Raw genomic sequence first — 21603 nt, forward strand, 5'->3', positions numbered from 1 at the left:
AGGTGTTGAGTGTCAACCCATTGGGCAGACTGCCGCCGATGGCATAGCTGTACGGCGCCATCCCGCCGCTGGCACCCAGGCCGAAGCTGTAGGCGGTGCCCACGGTGCCTGGCGGCAGCGAGCCTGACGCTGGGCTTAGCACCAGGGTTGGCGGGGTAACGGTAACGTTCACCGTGGCAGGTGCCGAGGTGCCGCCCGGGCCGGTGGCGGTGTAGGTGAAGCTGTCAATGCCCGAGTAACCGGCAGTCGGGGTGTAGGTGATGCTGGTGCCACTGACCTGCGCAGTACCGTGCTGTGGGTTGCTGGCCACGGCCACGCTGGTGACCGGGGCACTGCCCAGGTTCAGGGTCAGCGGGTTGTTGCTGGTGTTGGCGGCCACACTGGCCGACACGTTGCCGACCACGGGCGCCTGCGCCACGACTGTCAGGCTCAGCGCCTGGCTTGCCTGGAAATTCTGGCTGTCAGTCACCCTGACGGTAAAGCTGGTGGTGCCGGGTGCGGTTGGCGTACCGGCCAGGCTGCCGGTCGGGGCCAGGGTCATGCCGGACGGCAGGGCGCCCGAAACGATGGTGTAGCTGTACGGCGCGGTGCCGCCACTGGCACTGATACTGGCCGTGTAGGGCACGTTCTGGGTGGCGTTGGCCAGTGTGGTCGTGCCGATAACCACGGTGGGCGGCGTGATGGCGAGGTTGACGGTGGCAGGCGCCGAAGTCCCCCCCGGGCCGGTGGCGGTATAGGTAAAGCTGTCGACGCCGGCATAGCCTGGGGTCGGGGTATAGGTGAAACCCGTGGCCCCGGTGATGTTGACGGTGCCATGTGCAGGGGGTGTCACCACGGCTAGGCTGGTGGTCGGCCCCCCGCTGAGGCTTGCGCTGATCGTGCTGGCGCCGCTGTTGGCTGCGAGGGTTTGGTTGATATTGGCGGCTACCGGCGCTTGCTGGCCAACCACGAAGGAATAGGGACGCACTCCGGTGAATCTGTTGGTATCACTGGCCCGCACCCCGAAAGTGAACGTACCGGCGGTGGTTGGTGTGCCACTCAGGGTGCCTGTGCTGGTAAGGCTCATTCCTGCAGGCAGCGCGCCGAAGGCGATACCGTAGTCGAAGGGTGCAACCCCACCGCTGGCGCTGATCGACGTGCTGTACCCCGTGCCCACCGTAGCTGCGGGCAAGGTAATCGGCGTGATGTCTATGAAGGGCGTGGCAATGGTGAGGGTATAGGTCTGACTGACGCTGGTGAGGTTGCTGGAGCTGTCGACCGCCGTGACGCTGAAGGTGTAAGTACCGGCTTTGGAGGGGCTTCCGGTCAGGGTACCGGTACTGGAAAGGGCGATTCCGGTCGGTAGGCTGCCACCGTTGATGCTGAAGGTGTAGGGCGCGACACCCCCACTGACGGTGAGCTGTTGGCTGTAGCTGCTGCTGTAAATGGGGGCCGGCAATGTCGCCGGGGTGATGGCCATGCTGCCGGCAACGATGGTCAGTGTATAGCTGCGCGTGCCGGTGTAGCTGAACGCGTCGGTGACCTTGGCCGTGAAGCTGAAGTTGCCGCTGCTGGTCGGCGTGCCGCTGAGCGTGCCGTTGGATGCCAGGGTCAGGCCGCTGGGCAAGGCTCCAGATGCAAGCGAAAAGGCGTAGGGCGCGTTACCCCCGCGGGCAGCCAGCGAGGTGGTGCTGTAGGCGATACCGGCAGTACCCGCAGGCAGTGATGCAGGGGCGATGCTGATGGTCGGGGAACCGACGGTAACGGTCACGGTCGCCGGGGCAGAGGTGCCTGCACTGTTGGTGGCGGTATAGGTGAAGCTGTCCGTGCCTGCATAACCGACCGTGGGTGTGTAGGTGACGCTGGTGCCGCTGGCCGTTACTGTGCCGTGGCTTGCTGAGGTACTGATGGCCACGCTGCTGGCGACGCCCCCCGAGAGGCTGAGTGTGACAGGGTTCGCGCTGCTGTTGTGGCCGACAGAGGCGCTGACCGGGCCGGCAACCGGCGGTGCAATGTAGGTGAAGGCATTGGTCAACGACGCCGAGCCGGCGGCAGTGGTGACACTCACGTTGACCACGCCGGCGTTGCCGGCCGGGATTGTGGCGGTGATCTGGGTGGGGCTGTTGATGGTCCAGCCGGTTGCCGATACCCCGCCAAAGGTGACGCTGCTGGCGCCGGTCAGGCCGGTGCCCGTGAGGGTCACGCTGGTGCCACCGCCGATGGGGCCTGAGTTGGGGGTGACGGTGTTCAGGGTCGGCACGGCGAGGTAGGTATAGGCATTGACCGAAGTGGCACTGCCCCCCGGCGTGGTGGCCACGACATTGACGGGCCCGGCGGCATGCGCGGGCGCAATGGCGGTGATCGATGTCGAACTGTTGACGGTGAAGCTGCTTGCCGGTGTGCCGCCAAAGGTGAGGCTGGTGGTGCCGGTCAGGCCTGTGCCTGAGATAAACACTTGATTGCCGCCGGTGGTGGCGCCGGAATTGGGCGTAGCGATGGTCAGGGTCGGTACGGCGAGGTAGGTGAAACCATTGGTCAGCGTGCTCGTACCGCTTGCCGTTGTGACCGTCACGTTGACCGGGCCTGCCGTGTGGGCGGGGACGGTGGCGGTTATCGAGGTCGGGGAAACGACGATGATGTTGGTAGCGGGCACACCAGCGAATGTCACGTCGGTGACGCCGACAAAATTGGTGCCGGTCAGGGTCACAGAGGTGCCGCCGATGGCGGGGCCGCTGCCGGGCGATACGGCGGTCAGGGTCAGGGGCGGTGTTGCGCCTGTGACCTTGAGGGTGTAACGGGCCTTGCCCACGACATCGTTGCTGTCAAGGGCCGAAATCCAGAAATCGTAGTTGCCGATGGCTGTGGGGGTGCCATGCAGGGTGGTGGTCGCGCTTCCAGGCGACGTTTCCAGAACCAGACCGGGCGGCAGGCAGTTGGTCGGCATGCTGGTGTCATCCTGGTCACATTCGTACCACTCGAAGATGGCGCCGCCGGTGGCGGTGATAGTGAAAGTGTCTATCGGTGTGTTGACCGCCACATCCGGCAGGGCGGTGCCACTGGCGGGGGAAAGGGTCGGGGCGGCACTGGCCTGGCCGCACAGCAGCAGCGAGACGAGCATCAGGCCCAGCAATGCAATGCTGCGGGCCATGCGGTGACGAAGGTCAATCAGGGATCTGTTCATGGGGCTTCCTGCCAGGTAGCGGTATTACTCGCTTGCGGCGCGGGTCAAGAGTCATCGGAACAACCCGTATGCCGTGACTGGCAGTGCGGGTTTTGCAGCGTTGAGGTAACGGCGGCGGCGTGGTCAGGGTTCCATGGGGGCACCCTCGGCACAGGTCTGCATCAGTGGCCGTTGCATCTGCAGGTACAAGCCCTGCTCGCCAACTACCTCGAAGCCCAGGCGCGCATACAGCCGGCGCGCCGGGTTGAACGGCTCCACACTCAGGGCACAGCGCGTGTGCTGGCCGTCGGCCAGCGCGAGCACCGCGGCCAGCAGGGTGCTGCCCAGCCCCTTGCCCTGCCAGGCAGGCAGCAAGGCGATATCGACCACCCGCACTTCGCTGGCGTCCACCTGCAGGCACAACCTGCCGATCGGTTGCCCCTGGTGCTCCAGCAACAGGAATTCGGCCGAGCGATAGTGCAGGGCGTAGTGGCGTTGCTGCAGCTCGGCTTGGGCGTGCAGAAACGCGACCCGCTGCGCGTCGGTCCACCCTGGTGCGGCACGCACCTCTTCCCAGCGGCGCGTCACGAACAGCGCGCGCAGAAACCCGTCATCCGCCTCGGCCTGCAGGCGCAGGCCGGGATCGAACGACGATGGCAACAGGCGGGCCAGGCGCTCGAGGCTAGTCATTGCGGATCGGGTACTCCCCTTCGACGCAGATGCAGTACGCCAGCGCCAGGTAGGGTTGCATCAGGTTGCGCTCGATGTTGCCGTTGCCAGTGCCGGCGTCAGTCATGCTGCCTTCGGCCAGCGTCTGCGTGGTGCCCACAGTGTTGTACAGGTTGATGTTGCGTGGCTGGGCCAGGTAGGTGGTGGTGCTCGGGATGTCGACCCTCTGGTCCGGCTCGGTACCATCGCGCGCGGTGAACCCATGGTTGTGTGGCGGGTAGTTCAAGGAATTGAGCGCTACCTTGTCGGCGCCAGCGGTACTGGCGAAGGCTGCGTTTGGCAACCCGGTACCCTGGCCGGCTCCCATCACCACACGACCATTGAGATTGGGCAGCATGAATGTGGTCTTGCCATCGCCGCCGAATCGGTTGCCGATCACCGAAAACAGCACGCTGTACTGCTGGATCAACAACGAACGCCCGTCGCAGGGAAGAAAATTCTGCGGTACGAAACTGTAGGGCAGAAGCCTGATTTCACCATAGAAAGCGTCCATGGAATGCTCTTTCCTTGATTCAGAGAGGGGTGGGCTTACTGCTGCGACGGGTAGATCCCGGCCAGCGCGATGATGTAGTTGAGCGCCATGCTGCCCATCAGGTTGGCATGTGGTTGCCCGCCGCCTGGCGCCACCGACACTGCCGCGGAATTCAGTGTGACGTTGGGGTTGGTGCCGCCGTTGCTGTACAGCCCCTTGGTCGAGCTTTGCGCGGTGAACACCCCGAGCGTGCGCGAGGCCGGTGCCTGGGTGTCGACCGGCGAGGCGGCATCGGCCAACTGCGTGCTGGCGTAAAAGGTATGCGAGTGAGCGGGCATGTGTTGCACGCCAATGGAGGTCTGTGCACTGCCCATTGCCTGGCCTAGGTTGCGCTGCGTGAGGCCGGGGCCTGCGCCGGCGCCTACCGGTACCCGGCCGCGCAGGTCGGGCAGGGCGAAGGTGTTGACCCCATCACCGCCATAGGTGGTGCCCAACAGCGTGAACAACACCTGGTTCTGCTGGATCGACAACAGCTGGCCATTGCACAGTGCCCAGTCCTGTGGCTCGTAGTTGCCTGCGAACAGACGGATTTCCCCGATAAAGGCTTCAGACATGGTTCATTCCTTGATGTGAAGGAGCGTGTTCACGGGCGCGGTGGGTAAACGCCAACACTGGCGATGCAGTACTGCAGCACCAGCGAAGGCTGCATGTTGTCCAGGGGCTGTTGGGGTGGCGTGGGCTGAATCGTTGCCGGGTTGAGCGCTTGCTGCTTGCTACTGTCGAACTTGACGTAGGTGCTGCGCGAAGCGACCGGTGGGGTTGCCAGGTTGGCACTGGTGGCCGGGAACGCACCGGCCGGCCCGCTGTTGCCCAGGGCATCGGATACATAGACCTCATGGGTATGCTGGGCGAGTGCGGCGGCGGGCAGTGTTTCTTTCTCGGTGCCGGCTGACTGGCCCTGGGTATGATTGCTCAGGCCGGGGTCAGGGGTGCCGGTGCTGTTCCGGGCCAGCGCGGTGCGCCCACGCAGGTCAGGCAGGGCAAACAGGTTGTTGCCGGAGCTGCCGAACTGGGTGCCGAGCAAGGAAAACAGTGCAGCGTTGGTTTGGGTGGATAACAGGCGTCCGTCGCACGGCAGCCAACCCTTGGGCACGAAGTTGTACGGGAACAGGCGGATTTCACCCACGAAAGGTTCCATATGAACAAACCTCCATCATGTTTCTCAGGCACCAAAAAAAACCCACTTGCAGGCAAGTGAGTGACAATCACGGCAGAGCTGACTAGCTAGGTAAGGCGGTTATCGATCACGGCTTGTGGCCGTTCCAGCTTCCATCTGCGCTTCTTCATGAGCGTTCCTTCCATGGTTGCGATAACAGGCAGAGGGTCCGGCGAAGCGGCCCTCGGGAGGTGGGTTGATGCTAGGCGAGGTAGTGACGCATTGCCATCACTGAAAATGGGTATTTCGACGATTTTTTTCAAACGATTGTTTGACGCGGGGCGGCTGTCGGTAATCTGGCGCCAGGCACACGTCGCTCCCGGCATTCATGGGCACCTGGCCGTGCCCTGTAGCCAGTGGCTGCGTGCTGTGGAAAGATCCGGGTTCTTTTCCGTGCCGCACTGACGAGCAAGCCATGATCGATTTCCACAATGTCACCGCCTACCAGCAGCACAACCGTGTGCTGGACGGTTTCTCCCTGCACATCGGTGCCGGCGAGAAGGTCGCCATCCTGGGCCCCAACGGGGCCGGCAAAAGCACCCTGCTCAAGCTGATCACCCGCGAGCTGTACCCGGTGGAGCGCGAAGGCAGCCACCTGAAGCTGTTCGGCAGCGACACCGTCAACCTGTGGGCACTGCGCAGTCGCCTGGGGTTCGTGTCCCAGGACCTGCAGGAAGACTACACCCCGCACACCCAGGCGCTGGATGTGGTGGCGTCGGGCTTTTTCGGCGCCATCGGTGCCCATGGCCATCTGCAGCCCGATGACGAGCAACTGGCGCAGGCGCGTGCGCTGCTGGCCGAGGTGGAAATGGCCGGGTACGAAAGCACCATGTTCCAGCGCCTGTCCACCGGGCAGAAGCGCCGCCTGCTGCTGGCCCGCGCGCTGGTTCACCGGCCCAGTGCGCTGATTCTCGACGAGCCGGCCAACGGCCTGGACATGGGGGCGAGCCTGGGCATGCTGAGGTTGCTGCGCAGCTTCTGCGCCGAGGAGCACGCCATGATCATCACCACCCACCATATCGACGAGATCATCCCGGAAATCGAACGTGTGGTGCTGCTTAGCCAGGGGCGCATCGTGGCCGACGGGCCCAAGGCCGAGGTGCTGACCAGCGCGGCACTGTCGCAGCTGTACCAGACGCAGCTGCGCATCAGCGAACAGGATGGCTGGTACCGCTGCTGGCACGCCTGAACCGGCCTGCGTGCGGCCGGCTCGGCGGGGTCAGGGCACAGGGTTGATGAACGGGCCGCCGGTGAACTGCACGAACAGCTGGCGGTACTCTTCGTTTTCCGGGTCGATGATCAGTGCCTGACGCAGGAACTCCAGCCCCTCGCGAGCGTTGTCCAGCTGGCAGCTGAGGGCAAAGGCCAGGTACAGGTGATAGGCGTTGAAGAAGTCGAACGACAGCGCCACCTTCACCAGGTGCAGGGCGCCGGTCAGGTCCTGGGCCCGCAGGCGCGCGCCGATCTCGTGATTCAACTGGGCGCCATCCTTGATCATCAGGTTCGCCAGGCCGACCTGCTTGCGCAGTACAACCGTATGGCCGTTGCCGACCTTGGAGTCGGTCTGCTCGACGCTTTCGACCAGCCAGTGCCCCAGCCCGACGTTGTTGATCAGGTTGACGGCCCGCAGCATGCTCTGCAGGGAGAACACCAGGTGATGGCCACGCCACAGGTGCGCGTCGATCGTGCTCATGTCGACGCGCTTTTCGTAGGCGTCGATCATCTGTTCCAGGGTGGTCAGCGCGCGGATGCGGTCGGTGGGCTCGGCGTTGCGGTTGGGGAAGATGCAGAAGAACACGCCACCGTCCTTCACCACCCGGGATGACTCCACGTAGGCCGCCAGCAGGTTGGGCACATGCTCGATGACGTGGGAAGTGATCAGGTAGTCGAAGGTCTGGTCGGCAAAGGGGATATCCAGGAAGTCGCCCAGCGCGTCGACCCTGGCGGGCTCGGCGTGGTAGTTGGCCTGTTCCTGCTTGTAGTGCGTGTAGTCTTCCAGGTCCTGCGGGTACAGGAATGCCTCGCCATCGCAGGGGGCCAGGTTGATGCAGTCCGGCAGGTAGAACGCATTATGCGCGGCGGCACCGATCTCCAGGCCGCGGCCCTGACAGTATTTGCTGGCCAAGGCCATGCCTTTATGGTTCATCGACGCTTGCTCCCTCTGAAAAAATGCCTTGCGCAGGCTATCGGCAGGGCCGCGCAAGTATTGAGCCGGGTACGCAGCGCTCGCGTTCAAAGACTTCCCGCGCAGCGTGCAATAGAATACCCGGCGGGCGAACCCGGTTGGTTCGTCCAGTGCCGAAGCCTCTTGTGATTCGTGTAGGCATCAGGCTTCTTGCTGAATTGAAAATAGGCCACACATGCCAAGCGTTTCCCCGGAAGTACAAGCCAAAGAATGGCACAGCATGGTTTCCCAGTACCCATGCACGCTGACCCAATCGTTGCAGGGCCTTGTCGAGCGCAACAAGGTCATGCTGGCCGCGCGGTTCTATGAACACATGCTGGCCGACCCCAATGCTTCGCTGATCCTGTCCCACGACGAGGTCAAGAGCCGCCTGGGCAGTTCGATGCAGGCCTGGCTGGTGCGGGTCTATTCGGTGTCGCCCACCGATGACTGCATGCCGCTGGTTGCCCTGCAGAAACAGGTGGGGGAAGTGCATGCGCGCATCGACGTGCCGCTGCACCTGGTGCTCAGTGGTGCGCGGCACCTGAAGAAGTTGCTGTTCCAGCTGATTCTCGAACAGCAGTGGGCCAGCGAGGCGCAGGCATTGCGCCTGGCCAGCGAAACCATGGACCTGGCCATGGAAATCATGAGCCACGCCTATTCGCGGTCCCATGACCGCAACTCGCGCAACGAGGAAGGCTACCGGCTGTTCTCGGTGCTGCAGAACATCAGCACCGAGCGCGAGCGTCAGCGTGGCGCCTTGCTGGACTGGGAAAACAGCCTGATGTTCGACCTGGCCATGGGCTCCAACGGCGTGAACCTGCCCAGGCTCGCGGCCTCTGATTTCGGCCTGTGGTTCCGTCACAAGGGCGCCTACGCCTTCCAGAACACCAGCGAAAGCGATCAGATCCTGAAGATCATCCGTCACATGGATGACGTGTTGCTGCCCATGTTTCTTGCCTCGATGCACGAGCAGGAGACGCGCATGCGCCTGCTGCGCGACATTCGCGACCAGACCAAGAGCCTGATGTTCAACCTCGACAACCTGTTCAACACTGCCAACGAGCTGGAAAGCGGTCGCGACGTGCTCACACGCATGCTCAACCGCAAGTTCCTGCCGGTGGTGATCGGCAACGAGATCGCCATCGCGCAGAAGACCGGGCAGACGTTTTCGGTGTTCTCGGTGGATATCGACAACTTCAAGTCGATCAACGACAACTTCGGTCACGAAGCCGGCGACGCGATTCTGCAGCAGATCGCCGAGATCCTCAGCAGCCACAGCCGCGCGGGGGACTACGTGTTCCGCATGGGGGGCGAGGAGTTCCTGATGATCCTGGTGGACATCGACAGCGCCAACGCCATGAAGGTGGCGCAGAAGTTGCGGCGCAAGGTCGAAGCGGAAAAGCTGCAACTGACCGAAGGCCGCAGGCACCAGGTCACCGTGAGCATCGGCATGGCCACCTACAACGGCCACCCCGACTACCAGCACCTGCTGCGACAGGCCGACCAGGCCATGTACCAGGCCAAGCAGGGCGGCCGGAACCGGGTGGTGGCGTACGGGGAACTGACCTCGCCGGAGTGACAGGCCAAGCCTGATGGAGGCGACGATGCACACGCCAAGGCGCCTCTGGCGCAGCGTTATGTGGTTGACAGTGCTGTGGCTGACGGCCAGTGGCGCGCTCGCCGCCGAGCGCGGCCACTGCGGGCGCCAGGCCGGCCCGCAGTGCCTGCACAGCTTCGCGTTGCCGGCAGGTGCAGGCCAGATGCATTACTACGCATCGCGCGCGCCAAGGCCCGGCGACCCCCACGGCCCGCAGACGGCACTGCTGATACTGCACGGGCATCCGCGCGATGTCGGGCGCAGCTTCGAGGCCGGCTTGCAGGCGGCACGTGCTGCGGGCCGGTTGCCGCGTACCCTGGTGGTGGCGCCGCTGTATCAGGTGGCGCCGGCGCAGGCCGGGCGTTGCAGCATGCCGGACACGCCCGGCGCTCAACCGGGCGACGCGCTGTGGAGCTGTGCCGGCTGGCTGGCGGGGGCTCCCTCGCTGGGCGGCCATCCGCTTGGCGCCTTTGCGGCACTGGACGCCTTGCTGGGCGAACTGGCCCGGCAGTGGCCGAGCCTGCGCAGTGTGACCCTGGTGGGATTTTCGGCCGGTGCGCAGATGCTCCAGCACAGCATCGGTTTTGCCGCCGACCCGCCGGCGGGTGTGGCGCTGCGCTATGTGATCGCCGACCCGGGCAGCTGGCTGTACTTCGACCCGGTTCGCCCCGTGCCCCTGCGGGGCGAGCGAACGGTACCGTGGGAGGCCTGTGGTACGGGGGGCTGCACCTGGCGCTTCGACGTGCCGGCGACGTCTCCGGCCTGTGCCTATGACCACTGGAAGTACGGCACCCAGTCGCTGCCTGGCTATCTGCCGCGTACCGGCGCACAGGCCCGCGCACACTATGCGGCGGCCCAGGTCGATTACCTGGAAGGTGCCCTCGACAGCAGTGCCGACAAGGGCACGTTCTACCCGATTCTCGACAAATCCTGCGCGGCCATGTTGCAGGGGCCTTTCCGATTGCAGCGAGGGCTGGCGTATGCCGCCTATGAACAGGCCGTGCTCAAGCCGCGCACGCCCAGGCGCATGGTCATCGTGCCAGGTTGCGCGCATGACGTGGCCTGTGTACTGGGCGCCGATGCAGCGCGGCCCGTGCTGTTCGCGCCGCCGCCCTGAGCGTGCCGCAGCGCCACGGCAGGTCAGGAAAATAATTCAGGACCAGCCCATTTTTTTTCGCTTGTGCCAGCCCCTTCGTGCCCTAAGACTCGAGCAGGGCGACGACCGCCTGTTCCCGCGTCAGTACCGGGCTTGCGGGTTCGGGGGCGTGCGCCAACAGAATAACAATCACAAGGTTGGAGGTGCTCGTGAGTGACTACGCTGCTGTGCCAGATGAAAGCGGCCATATCGATGTGCCGGGTGGGAAGGTCTGGTACCGGCTCAACCGCTCGGCCAACAGCGGTGCCGTGCCGCTGATCGTGCTGCATGGCGGCCCCGGCAACTCCCATGACTACCTGCTGCCGCTGCTGGAACTGGTGCCTGACCGCAGCGTGGTGCTGTACGACCAGCTCGATTGCGGACGCTCGCAGCGGGTGGGCGACACACGCAACTGGACGCTGGAGCGTTTTACCGACGAGATAGATGCCGTTCGCGAGCACCTGGGCCTGGGCCAGGTGCATCTGTTTGCCAGCTCGTGGGGCTGCAGCATCGCCATCAACTATGCGGCCCGGCAGCCGGCCGGGCTGTGCTCGCTGGCGCTGTCGGGGCCGTTGGTCGATGCCAAGCGCTGGATGGCGGACTGCGAGCGATTGAAGGCGCAGTTGCCCGACCACCTGCAGGCGGTGATGCGCCGGTGCGAGGCGCAGCGCGACTTCACCAGCCCCGAGTACCTGGAGGCGGTCAACGCGTTCTATGTGCGTCACCTGTGCCGCGTGCAGCCCTGGCCGCAGATCGTGGTCGACACGATGGACAATTGCGCGACCGAACTGTACGGCTACATGTGGGGCCCCACCGAGTTCTTCGGCACCGGCACACTGGCGGACCTGGACCTGACCCCGAAGCTGGCGTCGATCGAGGTGCCCACGCTGTTCATGTGCGGGGCCCACGACGAAGGCACCCCCGAATCGGGCCGGGCCTTCGCGGCGATGGTCAGGGGCGCCGAGTTCTGCTGCATACCCGAGGCCTCCCACATGCCGCATATCGAAAACCCCGAACCCTTCTTCAGGCACCTGCGCGCCTTCATTGCCAAGGCGACCCCGCGCACCTGAATGCCGTCGGGTCGATGCACAGCCAGGGCGGCACCGCTGGGGATCATTCCGCCGACGACTGATTGCATGCGCAATGGTCGCTTGTTCGCCTGGTGGCCCACTTTGATACTTGCCCCTTGCAGGAAGCAGCCCCGGTACAGCGCACGCAGCCCCGCGCGCGCTGTACCGACCCTTGAAGTCATGGATAAAACTATAAAAAACAAGTCGACCCAGGCCCCTGGCGAAGCAGGGGGTTGCGCCTCGACGATCTATTGCTTCGGAGATTGCCCATGTCGATTGCCAATGCGTCAGACACCCCCAGTACACAAGACCCGGAGCAGGCAGGGCTCAAACGGGTACTGAGCTTTTCCGATGTGCTCGCCTACGGCCTGCTGTATTTCGTGCCCATCGCCCCGGTCAGCGTGTTCGGGCTTATCTACAACACCTCCGCCGGCATGGTGGCGCTGGTGTACCTGGTGGCCGCCGTCGCGATGATCTTCAGCGCCATCAGCTACAGCCAGATGGCCAGGAAGATCCCCCTGGCCGGCTCGGTCTATTCCTATGTCACCCACGGCACCAACAGCAGCCTGGGCTTCGTGGCCGGCTGGGCGATTCTGCTCGATTACCTGCTGCTGCCGGCACTGCTGGCGGTGCTGGGGGCGGCGGCGCTGTCGGCGCAGTTCCCGCAGGTGCCGACCACGGTGTGGCTGGTCACCTTCGTTGCGGTGCCCACGGCGGTCAACCTGATGGGCATCGAGATGAATGCCAGGTTGAGCAAGGTGCTGCTGCTGATCCAGCTGGTGGTGCTGTTTCTGTTCGCCGCCTTTGCCACCTCTCGCATCATCGAACTCAAGCCGACCCTGGAGCACTTCATCGCGCCGTTCTACAACCGCTCCGACTTCTCCATGGCCATGGTGTTCGCCGCCGTACCGATTGCAGCTCTCAGCTACATCGGATTCGACGCGGTGTCGACCCTGAACGAAGAGGCCAAGGGGGGCGGGGAGACGGTCTCCAGGGCCACGATGATGCTGCTGATGCTGGTCACGGTGCTGTTCGTGGGTCAGGTGTACCTGGCGGCAGTGTTCGTGCCGCTGGGCACGGTGTACCAGGGCGCCGCTGCCGACACCGCGTTCTATACCCTCAGTGCCGAGATCGTCGGGGCCTGGTTTCTGCCGGTGATCACCCTGACCAGCGGCATCATCGCGCTGATGGCCAACACCCTGGTGTCCCAGGCGACCACGGCGCGGGTGCTGTTCAGCATGTCGCGGGACAAGCGCCTGCCCGCGTACCTGAGCCGCATCAGTGCCCGCACCAACGTGCCTGCCAACGCCATCGTCACGGTTGCGCTGGTTTCGTTCGTGGTGGCGTTCGCCGGGGCCGGCTACCTGGATGTGATGGTGACCCTGGTCACGTTCGGCGCGCTGACCGCCTACATCCTGTTGCACGTGTCGGTGATGATCTACTTCAGGAAGATCGGCCAGGCGCAGCTGTTCAGCCATGGGGTGTCCCCGGTGCTGGGCGTGCTGCTGTTGAGCTATGCGCTGTGGAGCACCAACGTGCACGCCAAGGTGCTGGGCGCCGCCTGGATGCTCGGCGGCCTGCTGATTGCCTGGGTGATGCGCCGGCGGGGGGCGCCCTCGCTGACCTGGACGGACTGACTGCACGCTGCTGCCCATGCATCGCCTGGAACAATGCCCGCTCATGCGGGCATTTTTTATTGAAAATAAATTCAGTAACGGTCTTGATCGTTATTGAAGATATTTTCAGTATCGCCTAGGATTGCCCCAGCCTGACAAGAACAAGACGGGGTATTGCAGTGACACGACTCAAAGACAGGGCCTATTGGCTCGACAAGGCAGCAACGTTGCCGCTGGAGGGCAGGGCATTCATCGACGGGCGCTATGTGGACGCGCAAGACGGGGCGACCTTCTGCACCCGCAGCCCGGTTGACGACGCCGTGCTCGCGGCGGTGGCCCAGTGCGCGAAGGCCGATGTGGACCTGGCCGTGGCTGCTGCGCGGCGCAGCTTCGAGGCCGGCGTGTGGAGCGAGCTGGCGGCCCGCGAGCGCAAGGCGGTGCTGCTGAGGTGGGCCGCACTGCTCGAGGCGCATACCGACGAGCTGGCGCTGCTGGAGACCCTGGACAGCGGCAAGCCGATTGCCGATACCATTGGTGCCGACCTGCCGGGCACGATCTACTGCCTGCGCTGGTTTGCCGAACTGATCGACAAGGTGCACGGTGAGGTGCCGGCCACCGACCCGCAGTTCTTCGGCACCGTTACCCAGCAGCCGCTGGGCGTGGTGGCGGCGGTGGTGCCCTGGAACTACCCGCTGCTGATGGCCGCCTGGAAGTTCGCCCCGGCCCTGGCAGCCGGCAACAGCGTGCTGCTCAAGCCGTCGGAGAAAACCCCGTTGAGCGCCTTGCGCATCGCCGCCCTGGCGATGGAAGCGGGTGTTCCGGCTGGGGTGTTCAACGTGCTCCCCGGTGATGGCGCGGTAGGGCGCGAGCTGAGCCTGCATGGCGACGTTGACTGTATCGCCTTCACCGGCTCCGGCGCGGTGGGGCGGCAGATCGCGCAGAACGCCGCCGCCTCCAATCTCAAGCGTGTATGGCTGGAGCTGGGCGGCAAGTCGGCCAATATCGTCATGGCCGATTGCGCGGATCTCACCCAGGCCGCGCAGTCGGCAGCGGCGGCGATCTTCGCCAACATGGGCCAGGTGTGCAGCGCCGGGTCGCGTCTGCTGGTGCAGCGCTCGGTGATCGAGCCGCTGCTGCGCGAACTGCTCGTGGCCACCGACAGCTACTACCCGGGGCACCCCCTGGACCCGGCCAGCGTCACGGGTGCGATCATCGACGCGGTGCAGTTCGAGCGCGTCCAGCGCTACATCGAAACAGGCCGGCACGAGGCGCAGTTGCTCAAGGGCGGCCAGGCGCTCTCGCCGGTGGGGGCAGGCGCCTACCTGGAGCCGACGATCTTCCTTGCCCCGGACGCAACCGCGCGTATCGCCAACGAGGAAATCTTCGGCCCGGTGCTGGTGGTGATTCCCTTCGACACCCTCGATGAGGCCATCGCCATCGCCAACCAGACCGAGTTCGGCCTGGCGGCGGCGGTGTGGTCATCCGACCTTGGAACCATTCACCGCGCCACCCGCCAGCTCAGGGCCGGCACGGTGTGGGTCAACTGCTATGACGAACTGGTGGACATGAACTTCCCGTTTGGCGGGTTCAAGGAGTCCGGCAATGGCCGGGACAATTCGGCCCATGCGCTGGGCAAGTACACCGAATTGAAATCCACCATCCTGCGCTGCCGTTGAGGTCAACCCCATGCAAAACACGCTTTCAGCCTTGAACCCGCAACAATGGACCGTGCCACTGCCCATCGAGTACGGCCCGGGTGCGCGTCATCACCTGGCCAGGCTGTGCCGGGACTTCAACATCAGCCGACCGATTATCATCACCGATCAGGGCTCGCTGCGCCTGCCCTTCGTGGATGAACTGCAGCGCAGCCTGACCGAGGCGGGGCTTGCCTGCGGCCTGTACAGCGGCATCGAGCCCAACCCCACCGACCAGTCGGTACTGGCCGGTGCCGCAGCCTATCGGGCCTGGGGCGCCGACGGCATCATCGCGCTGGGGGGCGGCAGTGGCCTGGACGGCGGCAAGGCGGTGGCCCTGGTCGCCCGTCAGCAGCGCAGCGAGCTGTGGGCCTTCGACTTCGACAAGCCGGTGCCGGCAGGTTTCAGTGCGGCGGACTTTGCGCCGGTGATCGCGATTCCCACCACCGCCGGCACCGGCGCCGAAACCGAGAGCACCGCGATGCTCACCGACACCGGGCGCGGCATCAAGGGCTGCGTGTGGCACCCACGGGCGCGCCCGGCGGCGGTGATCCTGGACCCGGAGCTGACCCAGAGCCTGCCGGCCAACCTGACCGCATGGACCGGGTGCGATGCGATCATCCATGCCCTGGAAGCCTACTTCGTGCCCAGCTTCAACCCGCTCAGCGATGGCGCCGCGTTGCAGGCATTGACGCTGCTGTGGGGCTCGATCGACACCGCCGTCGAACGCGGTCACGACCTGGAGGCGCGGGGCAACATGCTGATCGGCTCGTGCCTGGCCGGCGTGGCGTTTCTCAAGGGCCTGGGGCTGGTGCACGCACTGAGCCATATGGTGGGCGCCACCTACAACACCCACCATGGGTTGACCAACGCGGTCATCCTGCCGGTGGTGCTGCGCTACAACCAGGCGCAGATCACCCCGCGCCTGATGCCGGTGGCGCAGGCCCTGGGCTTGCCGGACGCCGAGTTCGAGACCTTCTACAACGCCGTGTGCGCCTTGCTCGACCGCCTGGAGATTCCCAGGTCGCTGGCCGAGCTCGGGGTCCGCCAGGCCGATGTCGGCGCCGTGGCACGCAAGGCCATGGGCGACCCGGCGCGGCTGACCAACCCGCGCGACAGCACCCAGGCGCAACTGGAGGCGCTGTTGACCCAGGCGATCAACCACGCCCGCGATTGATGAACCCGCTGTTTTCCGCTTAGCCGTGCAACCAGACCAATAAAAAAAGGTGCAACTGCCATGTCTGCCTCCCACTCGGCGTCCAAGGGACGCCTGAACCTTGAAACACGCTCCATCGATTACGTCCCGCTCGCAGAGCGCCACGGCAAGGCGTGGCACCTGTGGCCCATCTGGTTCTGCGGGGAAGCGCACCTGACCACCCTGGCGGTGGGCATCATCGGGGTCGGCATGGGCGCCAACCTGTTCTGGTCGGCGGTGGCGATCTTCCTGGGCTGCGCCTTCGGCACGCTGTTCATGGCCGGCCATTCCACCCAGGGCCCGCAGATGGGCCTGCCGCAACTGATCCAGTCGCGCCCGCAGTTCGGCTACCTGGGCGCGTTGCTGGTGTATGTGGTGGCCATCGCCACCTACGTGGGCTACAACGCCTTCAACCAGTTGCTGGTGGGCCAGACGCTGCACGAACTGTTCGACGTTCCCGAAAACGGCTCGGCCATCGCCTTCTCGCTGCTGGCGATCGTCATGGCGATTGCCGGCTACAACACCTTCCACAAGGTGCAGCGGCTGCTGGCGTTCGTGCTGATCGCGGTGATGCTGGTGTTCACCGTGGGGCTGTTCTTCTTCGTCAAGCTGCCAGCCGATCAGCTGAGCGTCTCGGACTTCAAGGCAACGCCGTTCCTGGCGCAGTTCTTCGTGGCCGCCGCGTATCAGCTGAGCTGGGCGATCTACGTGTCGGACTACTCGCGCTACCTGCCGGCCAATGTCAGCGTGCGCTCGTCGTTCTGGTGGACCTACATGGGCGCGATGATCGGCGGGGTGTGGATGATGCTGATCGGCGCCCTGGCCGCGGCACTGAGCCCGGGGCAGAACCTGGCCAAGGGCCTGGTGATGCTGGGCAACACACTGTTCGGCGGCTTCGGCGAATGCCTGCTGATCCTGGCGGTGCTGAGCCTGGTGACCAGCGCGGCGCAGAACTTCTACGGCGCCTCGATCACCTTGCTGAGTATCGCCGACACGGTGAAGACCCAGACCTCCACCTTGTTCAAGCGCATCGTTTCGATGTTGCTGGTGGGCGGGACCGCGATCGCCATCGCGATGACCGCCTCGGACAACTTCGTGAAGGACTTCGGCGACTTCCTGGCCATCCTGCTGTACCTGTTCACCCCGTGGACGGCGATCAACCTGGTGGACTTCTACAAGGTACGCCACGGCAAGTTTTCGATTACCGAGATCTTCAAGCCCAACGGGATCTACGGGCGCTGGAACTGGCGCGGCATCGGCGCCTACGTGGCAGGCTTCGTGGCCATGCTGCCGTTCTCCAGCACCGGGCTGTATACCGGCTACGTGACCACGCTGCTCGATGGCGCCGACATCAGCATGCTGGTGGGTCTGGTGGTGTCGGCGCTGGTCTACGGGTGGCTGTGCCGCACCCAGGACATCGCGGCGGAGCTGTCGCGCATCGATGAACTGGACAAGGACCTGGAGCGCGGCCTGACCGCCAACTGAGCCTGTCGACGATTGCCCTGGCGTGCGCAACGCACGCCGGGGCAATCGCCATTTCCTGTCACTTGCCCGGGCAAAAGTTGCTAAATTGTCGCCTCGCTTGGCGACTGAGATGTAGCCGCTGTCCGGAGACCGGGGCCATGCCCCGCAGTGCACAGGTTGTTGACGTATGAGCAGTGAGCCCGAAGTAACCCAACCCAGGAAGCGTCGAACCCGCATCGACCCCGAGACGCGCCGCAAGGCCATCATCGAGGCGACGATGCAGTGCATCACCCGCTATGGCCACAGTGGCAGTACCCTGGAGCGCATCTGCGCGCAGGCCGGGGTGTCCATCGGGCTGATCGGCCATCACTTTTCCAGCAAGGAAGAGCTGATGCTGTCGACCTACCAGGAACTCACCGACCAGCTGCGCGAAGAAACCCGCAAGTACCTGGCGGTGCAGGGCGGCACCCCCGAGGACCGTCTGCTGGCGATCATCCGCTCCTCGTTTCGTGGGCAGATCTTCAACGAGTTCATCCTCACCACCTGGCTGGGGTTCTGGGGGGCGGCGGTATCGTCGGAGCAGCTGCGCGCCTTGAACAAAAAGCTCTATGCCGACTATCGCAAGGAACTGGAGTCGGTGTTCAAGGCCATCGGCAAGGCACAGGGCACGCAGATAGACGCCAAAAGCGCGGCGTTGACCATCACCGCGCTGATCGACGGCTTCTGGCTGGAATGGGCGCTCGACCACAAGGCTTTCAGTTCGAAGAAGGCCGAGAAGTGCTGCATTGTCACGGCGCAGATGTTCGTCAAGGGCGCCGAACCGCTGCAGCCTTGAACGGCTAGGCGAGAAACTCCGGCTCGGCGGGGGGCGCCTGCGGGGTATCCTCGCGGATGCTGATGTACAGCGCCGCACCGCACACGCCCACCAGCCCCACGCTGGCGAGCACGATCTCGCCCAGCAGCATTCCCACGATCAGCAACAGCAGGCTAAGCCGGCAGAACAGGGTCATGGCTGTCTCCTTGGCAGTTGGATTGTTGTGCGGCCTACCTTATACGTTCGCCGTGGCTGCATGCAGCACCGGAGCGTTGCCATGGCATTGCTTCCCTGTGCTTTGGCCGAATTACCACCTGCGCCCAGGCCGGCCGAGGGCTACTTCGGGGTTGATGGGCAAGACGTGGCCGGGGCGCTAGCCGTGACCGGGCAGTGGCTCAGAAACGCCTGCAGACCTTGCTGATAGTCCTGCGCCGGCATCAGCTCGCTGTGCCTGGCAATCAGGCAGGCCATGCCCTTGGCGCGCATGTCTGCGCTCGCCACGTGGTAGAAATCCGGCGTTTCCAGCAGGTGTACGACTTGCTCCCAGGCCAGGACCGTCTTGCCGCCCCGGGCCTTGTCCAGCGTGAAGCCCTGATCATCGAAGCTCAGCTTGTACGTGTCCTGGGCCGATTTCAGGGGTGCCCGAAGCCTGGCCTCGATCAGGCGCTGGTTGAGCCCGCGTACCGGTGCCCGGGGCTTGGCGTGGTTGGCGGCGATCCGCGCTTGCAGGTGGCCGACCCAGCGCCCGGAAAAGCGCCACCACAGCGGGATGAACACCAGTGCGAACAGCAGCAGGGCGATGGCTTTCTCCGGGGTGATGCGTCGCTCCGGGAGATACACCGCCAGCAGGGCGCCGATCAGGCACAGGGCGAACATCAGCGGGCCGATCAGGCGGCTCTGCCACCTGGCGAAGGTGGCCAGGGCGCGGGCCTGTTGCGCGTCCTGCCTGAGCAGTTCCTGCTTCAGCGGTTCGGCGATCAAGGACTGGAGGTGGTCGGGGGTGATGCGGTAGTGCAGTTCCATGAGGGGGAATCCGAGGTCCGTCGGGGAGGGCGGCAGTCTACCGGCTTGCGCGCTGCAGGGGCGCGGCTCAGGCGGGAAACTGCGCCATGTGCCGCTCCACCCACGCGTACAGCTGCTCGTCGAGCTGCGTGCGCTGCTGGTTGAAGCGGGTTTGGCAGGCGTCGAAGAGCGGGTCATGCTGGACCCGTATGGCCAGCTCGACGTGGCGTTCATCGGCATGGGCCTGGCGCAGGTGCTGCTGGCGCTGATCGGCCTGCTCCAGTGTGTGCGCCAGGGCATCGAGCTGCAGGTGCCTGAGTTGGGCGATGGCCTGGGGCAGGTGAAAGTGCAGGGCACTGTCAAAGCCTTCCCATTGCTCGAAGGCCAGCCATTCGTGGATCACCATGAAGCAGCGCAGCGCCGGGGGCAGTTGATCCAGGCACTCGAAATCCAGCCAGTACTGGCGGGGCAGCTGTTCGGCGGTTTCGATGGCCTGGGCGATCAGGTCCAGGGCGCGTGGCTTGTCCTGGTGATGGTGGCGCAGAATGCGCTGGGTCAGGGTGAAACGCGCTTCGTCCAGGGCGGTCAAGGCGCGGCTCAGGTCGTAGCCCGCACTGTGCAGGTACTGGCGGGCCTGGTGGTGTGGCAGACCGGATTTTTCCATCAGCACCTGCAGCAGTTCGGCCTTGTACAGCTCGGCGGCCTGCTGCGGGTTGCCGGCGCAGCGTTGCAGCAGGGCCCGGGCGTGACGTAGGCCGATGGGCAGGGCGCTGCGCAGTTGCGCAAGGGCCTGGGTGAGTGTCGGGTCCATTGACGGAGGTGCCTCGGTGTCTGCTGGGGAGCGGGTGTGCAAGAATGCCGGCTCATGACTGATGGACACAACCAGAGGCGCAACAACAATGAACCGTCCGCTTTTCGTTTCTCTGGATGGCCCCAAGGGAACCGGCAAGACCACGCTGCTGGAAGCCGTGACCCAGGCACTGCGGGCTGACGGCAGAAAGGTGGTCCGGCTGTCCGAGAAAAACAGCGACCCCGGCCGGGGCGAGACGATGGCGCTCGTCAACGCACTGGTCAGAAACCCCAGCCGGTCGCTGGAGTGGGCGGTTTGCGAACGCCTTGCCGAGAGCCGGGCCTGGATTTCCCGGCAGGTGCTGACCAGGCAGCCGCCCAACAGCATCATCCTGATCGACCGCTGGTATCCATCGGATGCGGCGTTTCGCTGGATAGTGCCGTTTGCCGAGATTCTGCGGTTGAACCTCGAGCGCGAGGTGAGTGTGCCGGACCTGCACGTAGGGGTGGTTACCAGCCCGCAGATTTCGTGGGCGAGGGCGGCGGCCAGAACCCGAGGGCTGGGCAGTACCGTGATGTTCAGCCTGGAGGAGCAGGTTGCTGCCACGCAGGCATTCGAGCAGGCGGTTGCGGATAACGGGTGGGTGCTGTGCCGTAATGAAGGCACGGTTGAGGAGGCGGTGGGGCAACTGGTGGCCGAGATCAACGGCGTGCTGGGCGACTCTCGGGCCGAGCACGCCGTGTCAGCTCCATGAATTGCGGGTGCCGCCAACAGTCCCCACCTTGCGATGGGAACCGTCGGCGGGTGAATCAGCTGCGCTGGGAGTCCAGCGCTTCGTTGTTCTTCGCCACTTCCTGTGCCTTTGCGTAGCTTTCGATCAACAACTGATAGTTGGGGAAGATGCCGGTATAGGCCTGCGCCCACTCAGCCGCGTCTTGCCGGTTCCATGTCTTTTGCAGTTCGGAAGCCACCGCCGCCACGTCGATGGGCACGACACCTGCCTGGACCATTCGCGCAAGGGTGATTTCCTGCGCCATCTTCGAGTAGGTACCGGAGGCGTCGATCACGGCAAACACCTGATAGCCTGCAGCCACCGCCGCAATGGACGGAAAGGCCATGCACACGCTGGTGATGGTGCCGGCAATGATGAGCTGCTTCTTGCCGGTGGCCTTCACGGCGGCGACAAACTCCGGATTGTCCCAGGCGTTGATTTCGCCTTTGCGTGCGATGTAGCGGGCATGCGGGGCGTTCTCATGAATTTCGGGAATCAACGGGCCGTTGGGGCCTTGCGGTACCGAGGCGGTGGTGATCACGGGGATGTTGGACAAGGTCGCGATCCTGGCCAAGGTGCTGGCCAGGCGGCGCAAGGTGGTGAAGGGCATGTCGTGCACTGTCTGGAACAGCCCACTCTGATGGTCGATCAACAGCATGGCGACATCGGTCGGGTCGATGACAGGGGCCTGATTGTTGAAGTTGGCGGGTGTGCTCATTTGGACTCTCCTC

General features: G+C 64.7%; 20 protein-coding genes. 10 read left to right on the plus strand and 10 right to left on the minus strand.

The genetic code is table 11. The features are described 5' to 3' along the window. From DN388_RS15025 to DN388_RS15045, 5 genes are all read right to left on the minus strand, one after another. Window positions 1–3160, minus strand: a 3160-nt coding sequence (locus tag DN388_RS15025) for a putative Ig domain-containing protein (protein WP_255000795.1), incomplete at its 3' end; no start/stop codon positions are given. A 123-nt stretch (window positions 3161–3283) separates the two neighbouring features. Further along, the gene (locus DN388_RS15030; RefSeq protein WP_255000797.1) at window positions 3284–3829 is read right to left on the minus strand and encodes a GNAT family N-acetyltransferase; all 546 of its coding nucleotides are present in this window, start codon (window positions 3827–3829) and stop codon (window positions 3284–3286) included. Next, window positions 3822–4361: a phage tail protein gene (locus tag DN388_RS15035; RefSeq protein ID WP_043861237.1), complete on the minus strand. Its 540-nt coding sequence runs from the start codon at window positions 4359–4361 to the stop codon at window positions 3822–3824. Before DN388_RS15035 ends, DN388_RS15030 begins: the two co-directional genes overlap by 8 nt. A 35-nt stretch (window positions 4362–4396) precedes the next feature. Next, window positions 4397–4954, minus strand: a complete 558-nt coding sequence (locus DN388_RS15040; RefSeq protein WP_116053949.1) for a phage tail protein — start codon at window positions 4952–4954, stop codon at window positions 4397–4399. A 29-nt stretch (window positions 4955–4983) separates the two neighbouring features. Then, entirely contained in the window at window positions 4984–5538 is a 555-nt protein-coding gene (locus DN388_RS15045; RefSeq protein WP_054914486.1) for a phage tail protein, read from the minus strand. 433 nt (window positions 5539–5971) lie between these two features. On the opposite strand from DN388_RS15045, the gene DN388_RS15050 reads away from it, so the two are divergent. Further along, window positions 5972–6745, plus strand: a complete 774-nt coding sequence (locus DN388_RS15050) for an ABC transporter ATP-binding protein (protein WP_043861240.1) — start codon at window positions 5972–5974, stop codon at window positions 6743–6745. A gap of 30 nt (window positions 6746–6775) precedes the next feature. On the opposite strand, the gene DN388_RS15055 is transcribed toward DN388_RS15050, so the two are convergent. Then, the gene (locus tag DN388_RS15055) at window positions 6776–7702 is read right to left on the minus strand and encodes a bifunctional 2-polyprenyl-6-hydroxyphenol methylase/3-demethylubiquinol 3-O-methyltransferase UbiG (RefSeq protein WP_255000803.1); all 927 of its coding nucleotides are present in this window, start codon (window positions 7700–7702) and stop codon (window positions 6776–6778) included. 259 nt (window positions 7703–7961) lie between these two features. On the opposite strand from DN388_RS15055, the gene DN388_RS15060 reads away from it, so the two are divergent. The 8 genes from DN388_RS15060 to betI all read left to right on the plus strand — a co-directional run bounded on the left by DN388_RS15060 (window position 7962) and on the right by betI (window position 18329). Next, window positions 7962–9302, plus strand: coding sequence for a diguanylate cyclase (locus DN388_RS15060; protein ID WP_173925049.1), 1341 nt, complete (start codon window positions 7962–7964; stop codon window positions 9300–9302). Between the two features lie 58 nt (window positions 9303–9360). After that, window positions 9361–10437: a hypothetical protein gene (locus DN388_RS15065; RefSeq protein ID WP_218195173.1), complete on the plus strand. Its 1077-nt coding sequence runs from the start codon at window positions 9361–9363 to the stop codon at window positions 10435–10437. 188 nt (window positions 10438–10625) lie between these two features. Continuing rightward, a complete protein-coding gene (locus tag DN388_RS15070; RefSeq protein ID WP_054914489.1) occupies window positions 10626–11525 on the plus strand; it encodes a proline iminopeptidase-family hydrolase in 900 nt (299 codons plus the stop codon). 269 nt (window positions 11526–11794) lie between these two features. Then, on the plus strand, window positions 11795–13162 hold the full coding sequence (locus tag DN388_RS15075; protein ID WP_058540203.1) for an APC family permease: 1368 nt from the start codon (window positions 11795–11797) through the stop codon (window positions 13160–13162). A gap of 158 nt (window positions 13163–13320) precedes the next feature. Further along, the gene (locus tag DN388_RS15080; protein WP_236176252.1) at window positions 13321–14817 is read left to right on the plus strand and encodes an aldehyde dehydrogenase family protein; all 1497 of its coding nucleotides are present in this window, start codon (window positions 13321–13323) and stop codon (window positions 14815–14817) included. 10 nt (window positions 14818–14827) lie between these two features. Beyond that, the gene (locus DN388_RS15085) at window positions 14828–16012 is read left to right on the plus strand and encodes an iron-containing alcohol dehydrogenase (protein ID WP_255000811.1); all 1185 of its coding nucleotides are present in this window, start codon (window positions 14828–14830) and stop codon (window positions 16010–16012) included. A 60-nt stretch (window positions 16013–16072) separates the two neighbouring features. Further along, complete coding sequence (locus DN388_RS15090) at window positions 16073–17515, plus strand: cytosine permease (RefSeq protein ID WP_253086660.1); 1443 nt, start codon at window positions 16073–16075, stop codon at window positions 17513–17515. Window positions 17516–17681: 166 nt separating this feature from the next. After that, window positions 17682–18329 carry a transcriptional regulator BetI gene (betI, locus tag DN388_RS15095; RefSeq protein WP_052504246.1) on the plus strand — a complete coding sequence of 216 codons (648 nt, stop codon included), beginning with the start codon at window positions 17682–17684 and terminating at the stop codon, window positions 18327–18329. A 4-nt stretch (window positions 18330–18333) separates the two neighbouring features. On the opposite strand, the gene DN388_RS15100 is transcribed toward betI, so the two are convergent. The 3 genes from DN388_RS15100 to DN388_RS15110 form a co-directional block, all read right to left on the minus strand. Beyond that, complete coding sequence (locus tag DN388_RS15100; protein ID WP_167400189.1) at window positions 18334–18504, minus strand: hypothetical protein; 171 nt, start codon at window positions 18502–18504, stop codon at window positions 18334–18336. Between the two features lie 140 nt (window positions 18505–18644). Continuing rightward, window positions 18645–19331, minus strand: a complete 687-nt coding sequence (locus DN388_RS15105) for a hypothetical protein (protein WP_255000815.1) — start codon at window positions 19329–19331, stop codon at window positions 18645–18647. 67 nt (window positions 19332–19398) lie between these two features. Beyond that, complete coding sequence (locus DN388_RS15110; protein ID WP_255000817.1) at window positions 19399–20121, minus strand: hypothetical protein; 723 nt, start codon at window positions 20119–20121, stop codon at window positions 19399–19401. 88 nt (window positions 20122–20209) lie between these two features. On the opposite strand from DN388_RS15110, the gene DN388_RS15115 reads away from it, so the two are divergent. Then, on the plus strand, window positions 20210–20854 hold the full coding sequence (locus DN388_RS15115; RefSeq protein WP_255000819.1) for a dTMP kinase: 645 nt from the start codon (window positions 20210–20212) through the stop codon (window positions 20852–20854). Between the two features lie 55 nt (window positions 20855–20909). Here DN388_RS15115 and DN388_RS15120 read toward each other — a convergent pair whose 3' ends face one another. Next, window positions 20910–21590, minus strand: a complete 681-nt coding sequence (locus tag DN388_RS15120) for a hydrolase (RefSeq protein WP_255000825.1) — start codon at window positions 21588–21590, stop codon at window positions 20910–20912. Between the last annotated feature and the right edge of the window lie 13 nt (window positions 21591–21603).

The organism is Pseudomonas sp. S12(2018), from assembly GCF_024355235.1.
Classification (GTDB): Bacteria; Pseudomonadota; Gammaproteobacteria; order Pseudomonadales; family Pseudomonadaceae; genus Aquipseudomonas; species Aquipseudomonas palmensis.

What these genes read in the sequence shown, in the direction of transcription:
- betI (WP_052504246.1), top strand. Translation starts at nt 17,682, where the DNA reads ATGAGCAGTGAGCCCGAAGTAACCCAACCCAGGAAGCGTCGAACCCGC.
- DN388_RS15040 (WP_116053949.1), bottom strand. Translation starts at nt 4,954, where the DNA reads ATGTCTGAAGCCTTTATCGGGGAAATCCGTCTGTTCGCAGGCAACTAC.
- DN388_RS15090 (WP_253086660.1), top strand. Translation starts at nt 16,073, where the DNA reads ATGTCTGCCTCCCACTCGGCGTCCAAGGGACGCCTGAACCTTGAAACA.
- DN388_RS15100 (WP_167400189.1), bottom strand. Translation starts at nt 18,504, where the DNA reads ATGACCCTGTTCTGCCGGCTTAGCCTGCTGTTGCTGATCGTGGGAATG.
- DN388_RS15065 (WP_218195173.1), top strand. Translation starts at nt 9,361, where the DNA reads ATGTGGTTGACAGTGCTGTGGCTGACGGCCAGTGGCGCGCTCGCCGCC.
- DN388_RS15085 (WP_255000811.1), top strand. Translation starts at nt 14,828, where the DNA reads ATGCAAAACACGCTTTCAGCCTTGAACCCGCAACAATGGACCGTGCCA.
- DN388_RS15110 (WP_255000817.1), bottom strand. Translation starts at nt 20,121, where the DNA reads ATGGACCCGACACTCACCCAGGCCCTTGCGCAACTGCGCAGCGCCCTG.
- DN388_RS15035 (WP_043861237.1), bottom strand. Translation starts at nt 4,361, where the DNA reads ATGGACGCTTTCTATGGTGAAATCAGGCTTCTGCCCTACAGTTTCGTA.
- DN388_RS15050 (WP_043861240.1), top strand. Translation starts at nt 5,972, where the DNA reads ATGATCGATTTCCACAATGTCACCGCCTACCAGCAGCACAACCGTGTG.
- DN388_RS15120 (WP_255000825.1), bottom strand. Translation starts at nt 21,590, where the DNA reads ATGAGCACACCCGCCAACTTCAACAATCAGGCCCCTGTCATCGACCCG.
- DN388_RS15060 (WP_173925049.1), top strand. Translation starts at nt 7,962, where the DNA reads ATGGTTTCCCAGTACCCATGCACGCTGACCCAATCGTTGCAGGGCCTT.
- DN388_RS15105 (WP_255000815.1), bottom strand. Translation starts at nt 19,331, where the DNA reads ATGGAACTGCACTACCGCATCACCCCCGACCACCTCCAGTCCTTGATC.
- DN388_RS15030 (WP_255000797.1), bottom strand. Translation starts at nt 3,829, where the DNA reads ATGACTAGCCTCGAGCGCCTGGCCCGCCTGTTGCCATCGTCGTTCGAT.
- DN388_RS15045 (WP_054914486.1), bottom strand. Translation starts at nt 5,538, where the DNA reads ATGGAACCTTTCGTGGGTGAAATCCGCCTGTTCCCGTACAACTTCGTG.
- DN388_RS15115 (WP_255000819.1), top strand. Translation starts at nt 20,210, where the DNA reads ATGAACCGTCCGCTTTTCGTTTCTCTGGATGGCCCCAAGGGAACCGGC.
- DN388_RS15055 (WP_255000803.1), bottom strand. Translation starts at nt 7,702, where the DNA reads ATGAACCATAAAGGCATGGCCTTGGCCAGCAAATACTGTCAGGGCCGC.
- DN388_RS15075 (WP_058540203.1), top strand. Translation starts at nt 11,795, where the DNA reads ATGTCGATTGCCAATGCGTCAGACACCCCCAGTACACAAGACCCGGAG.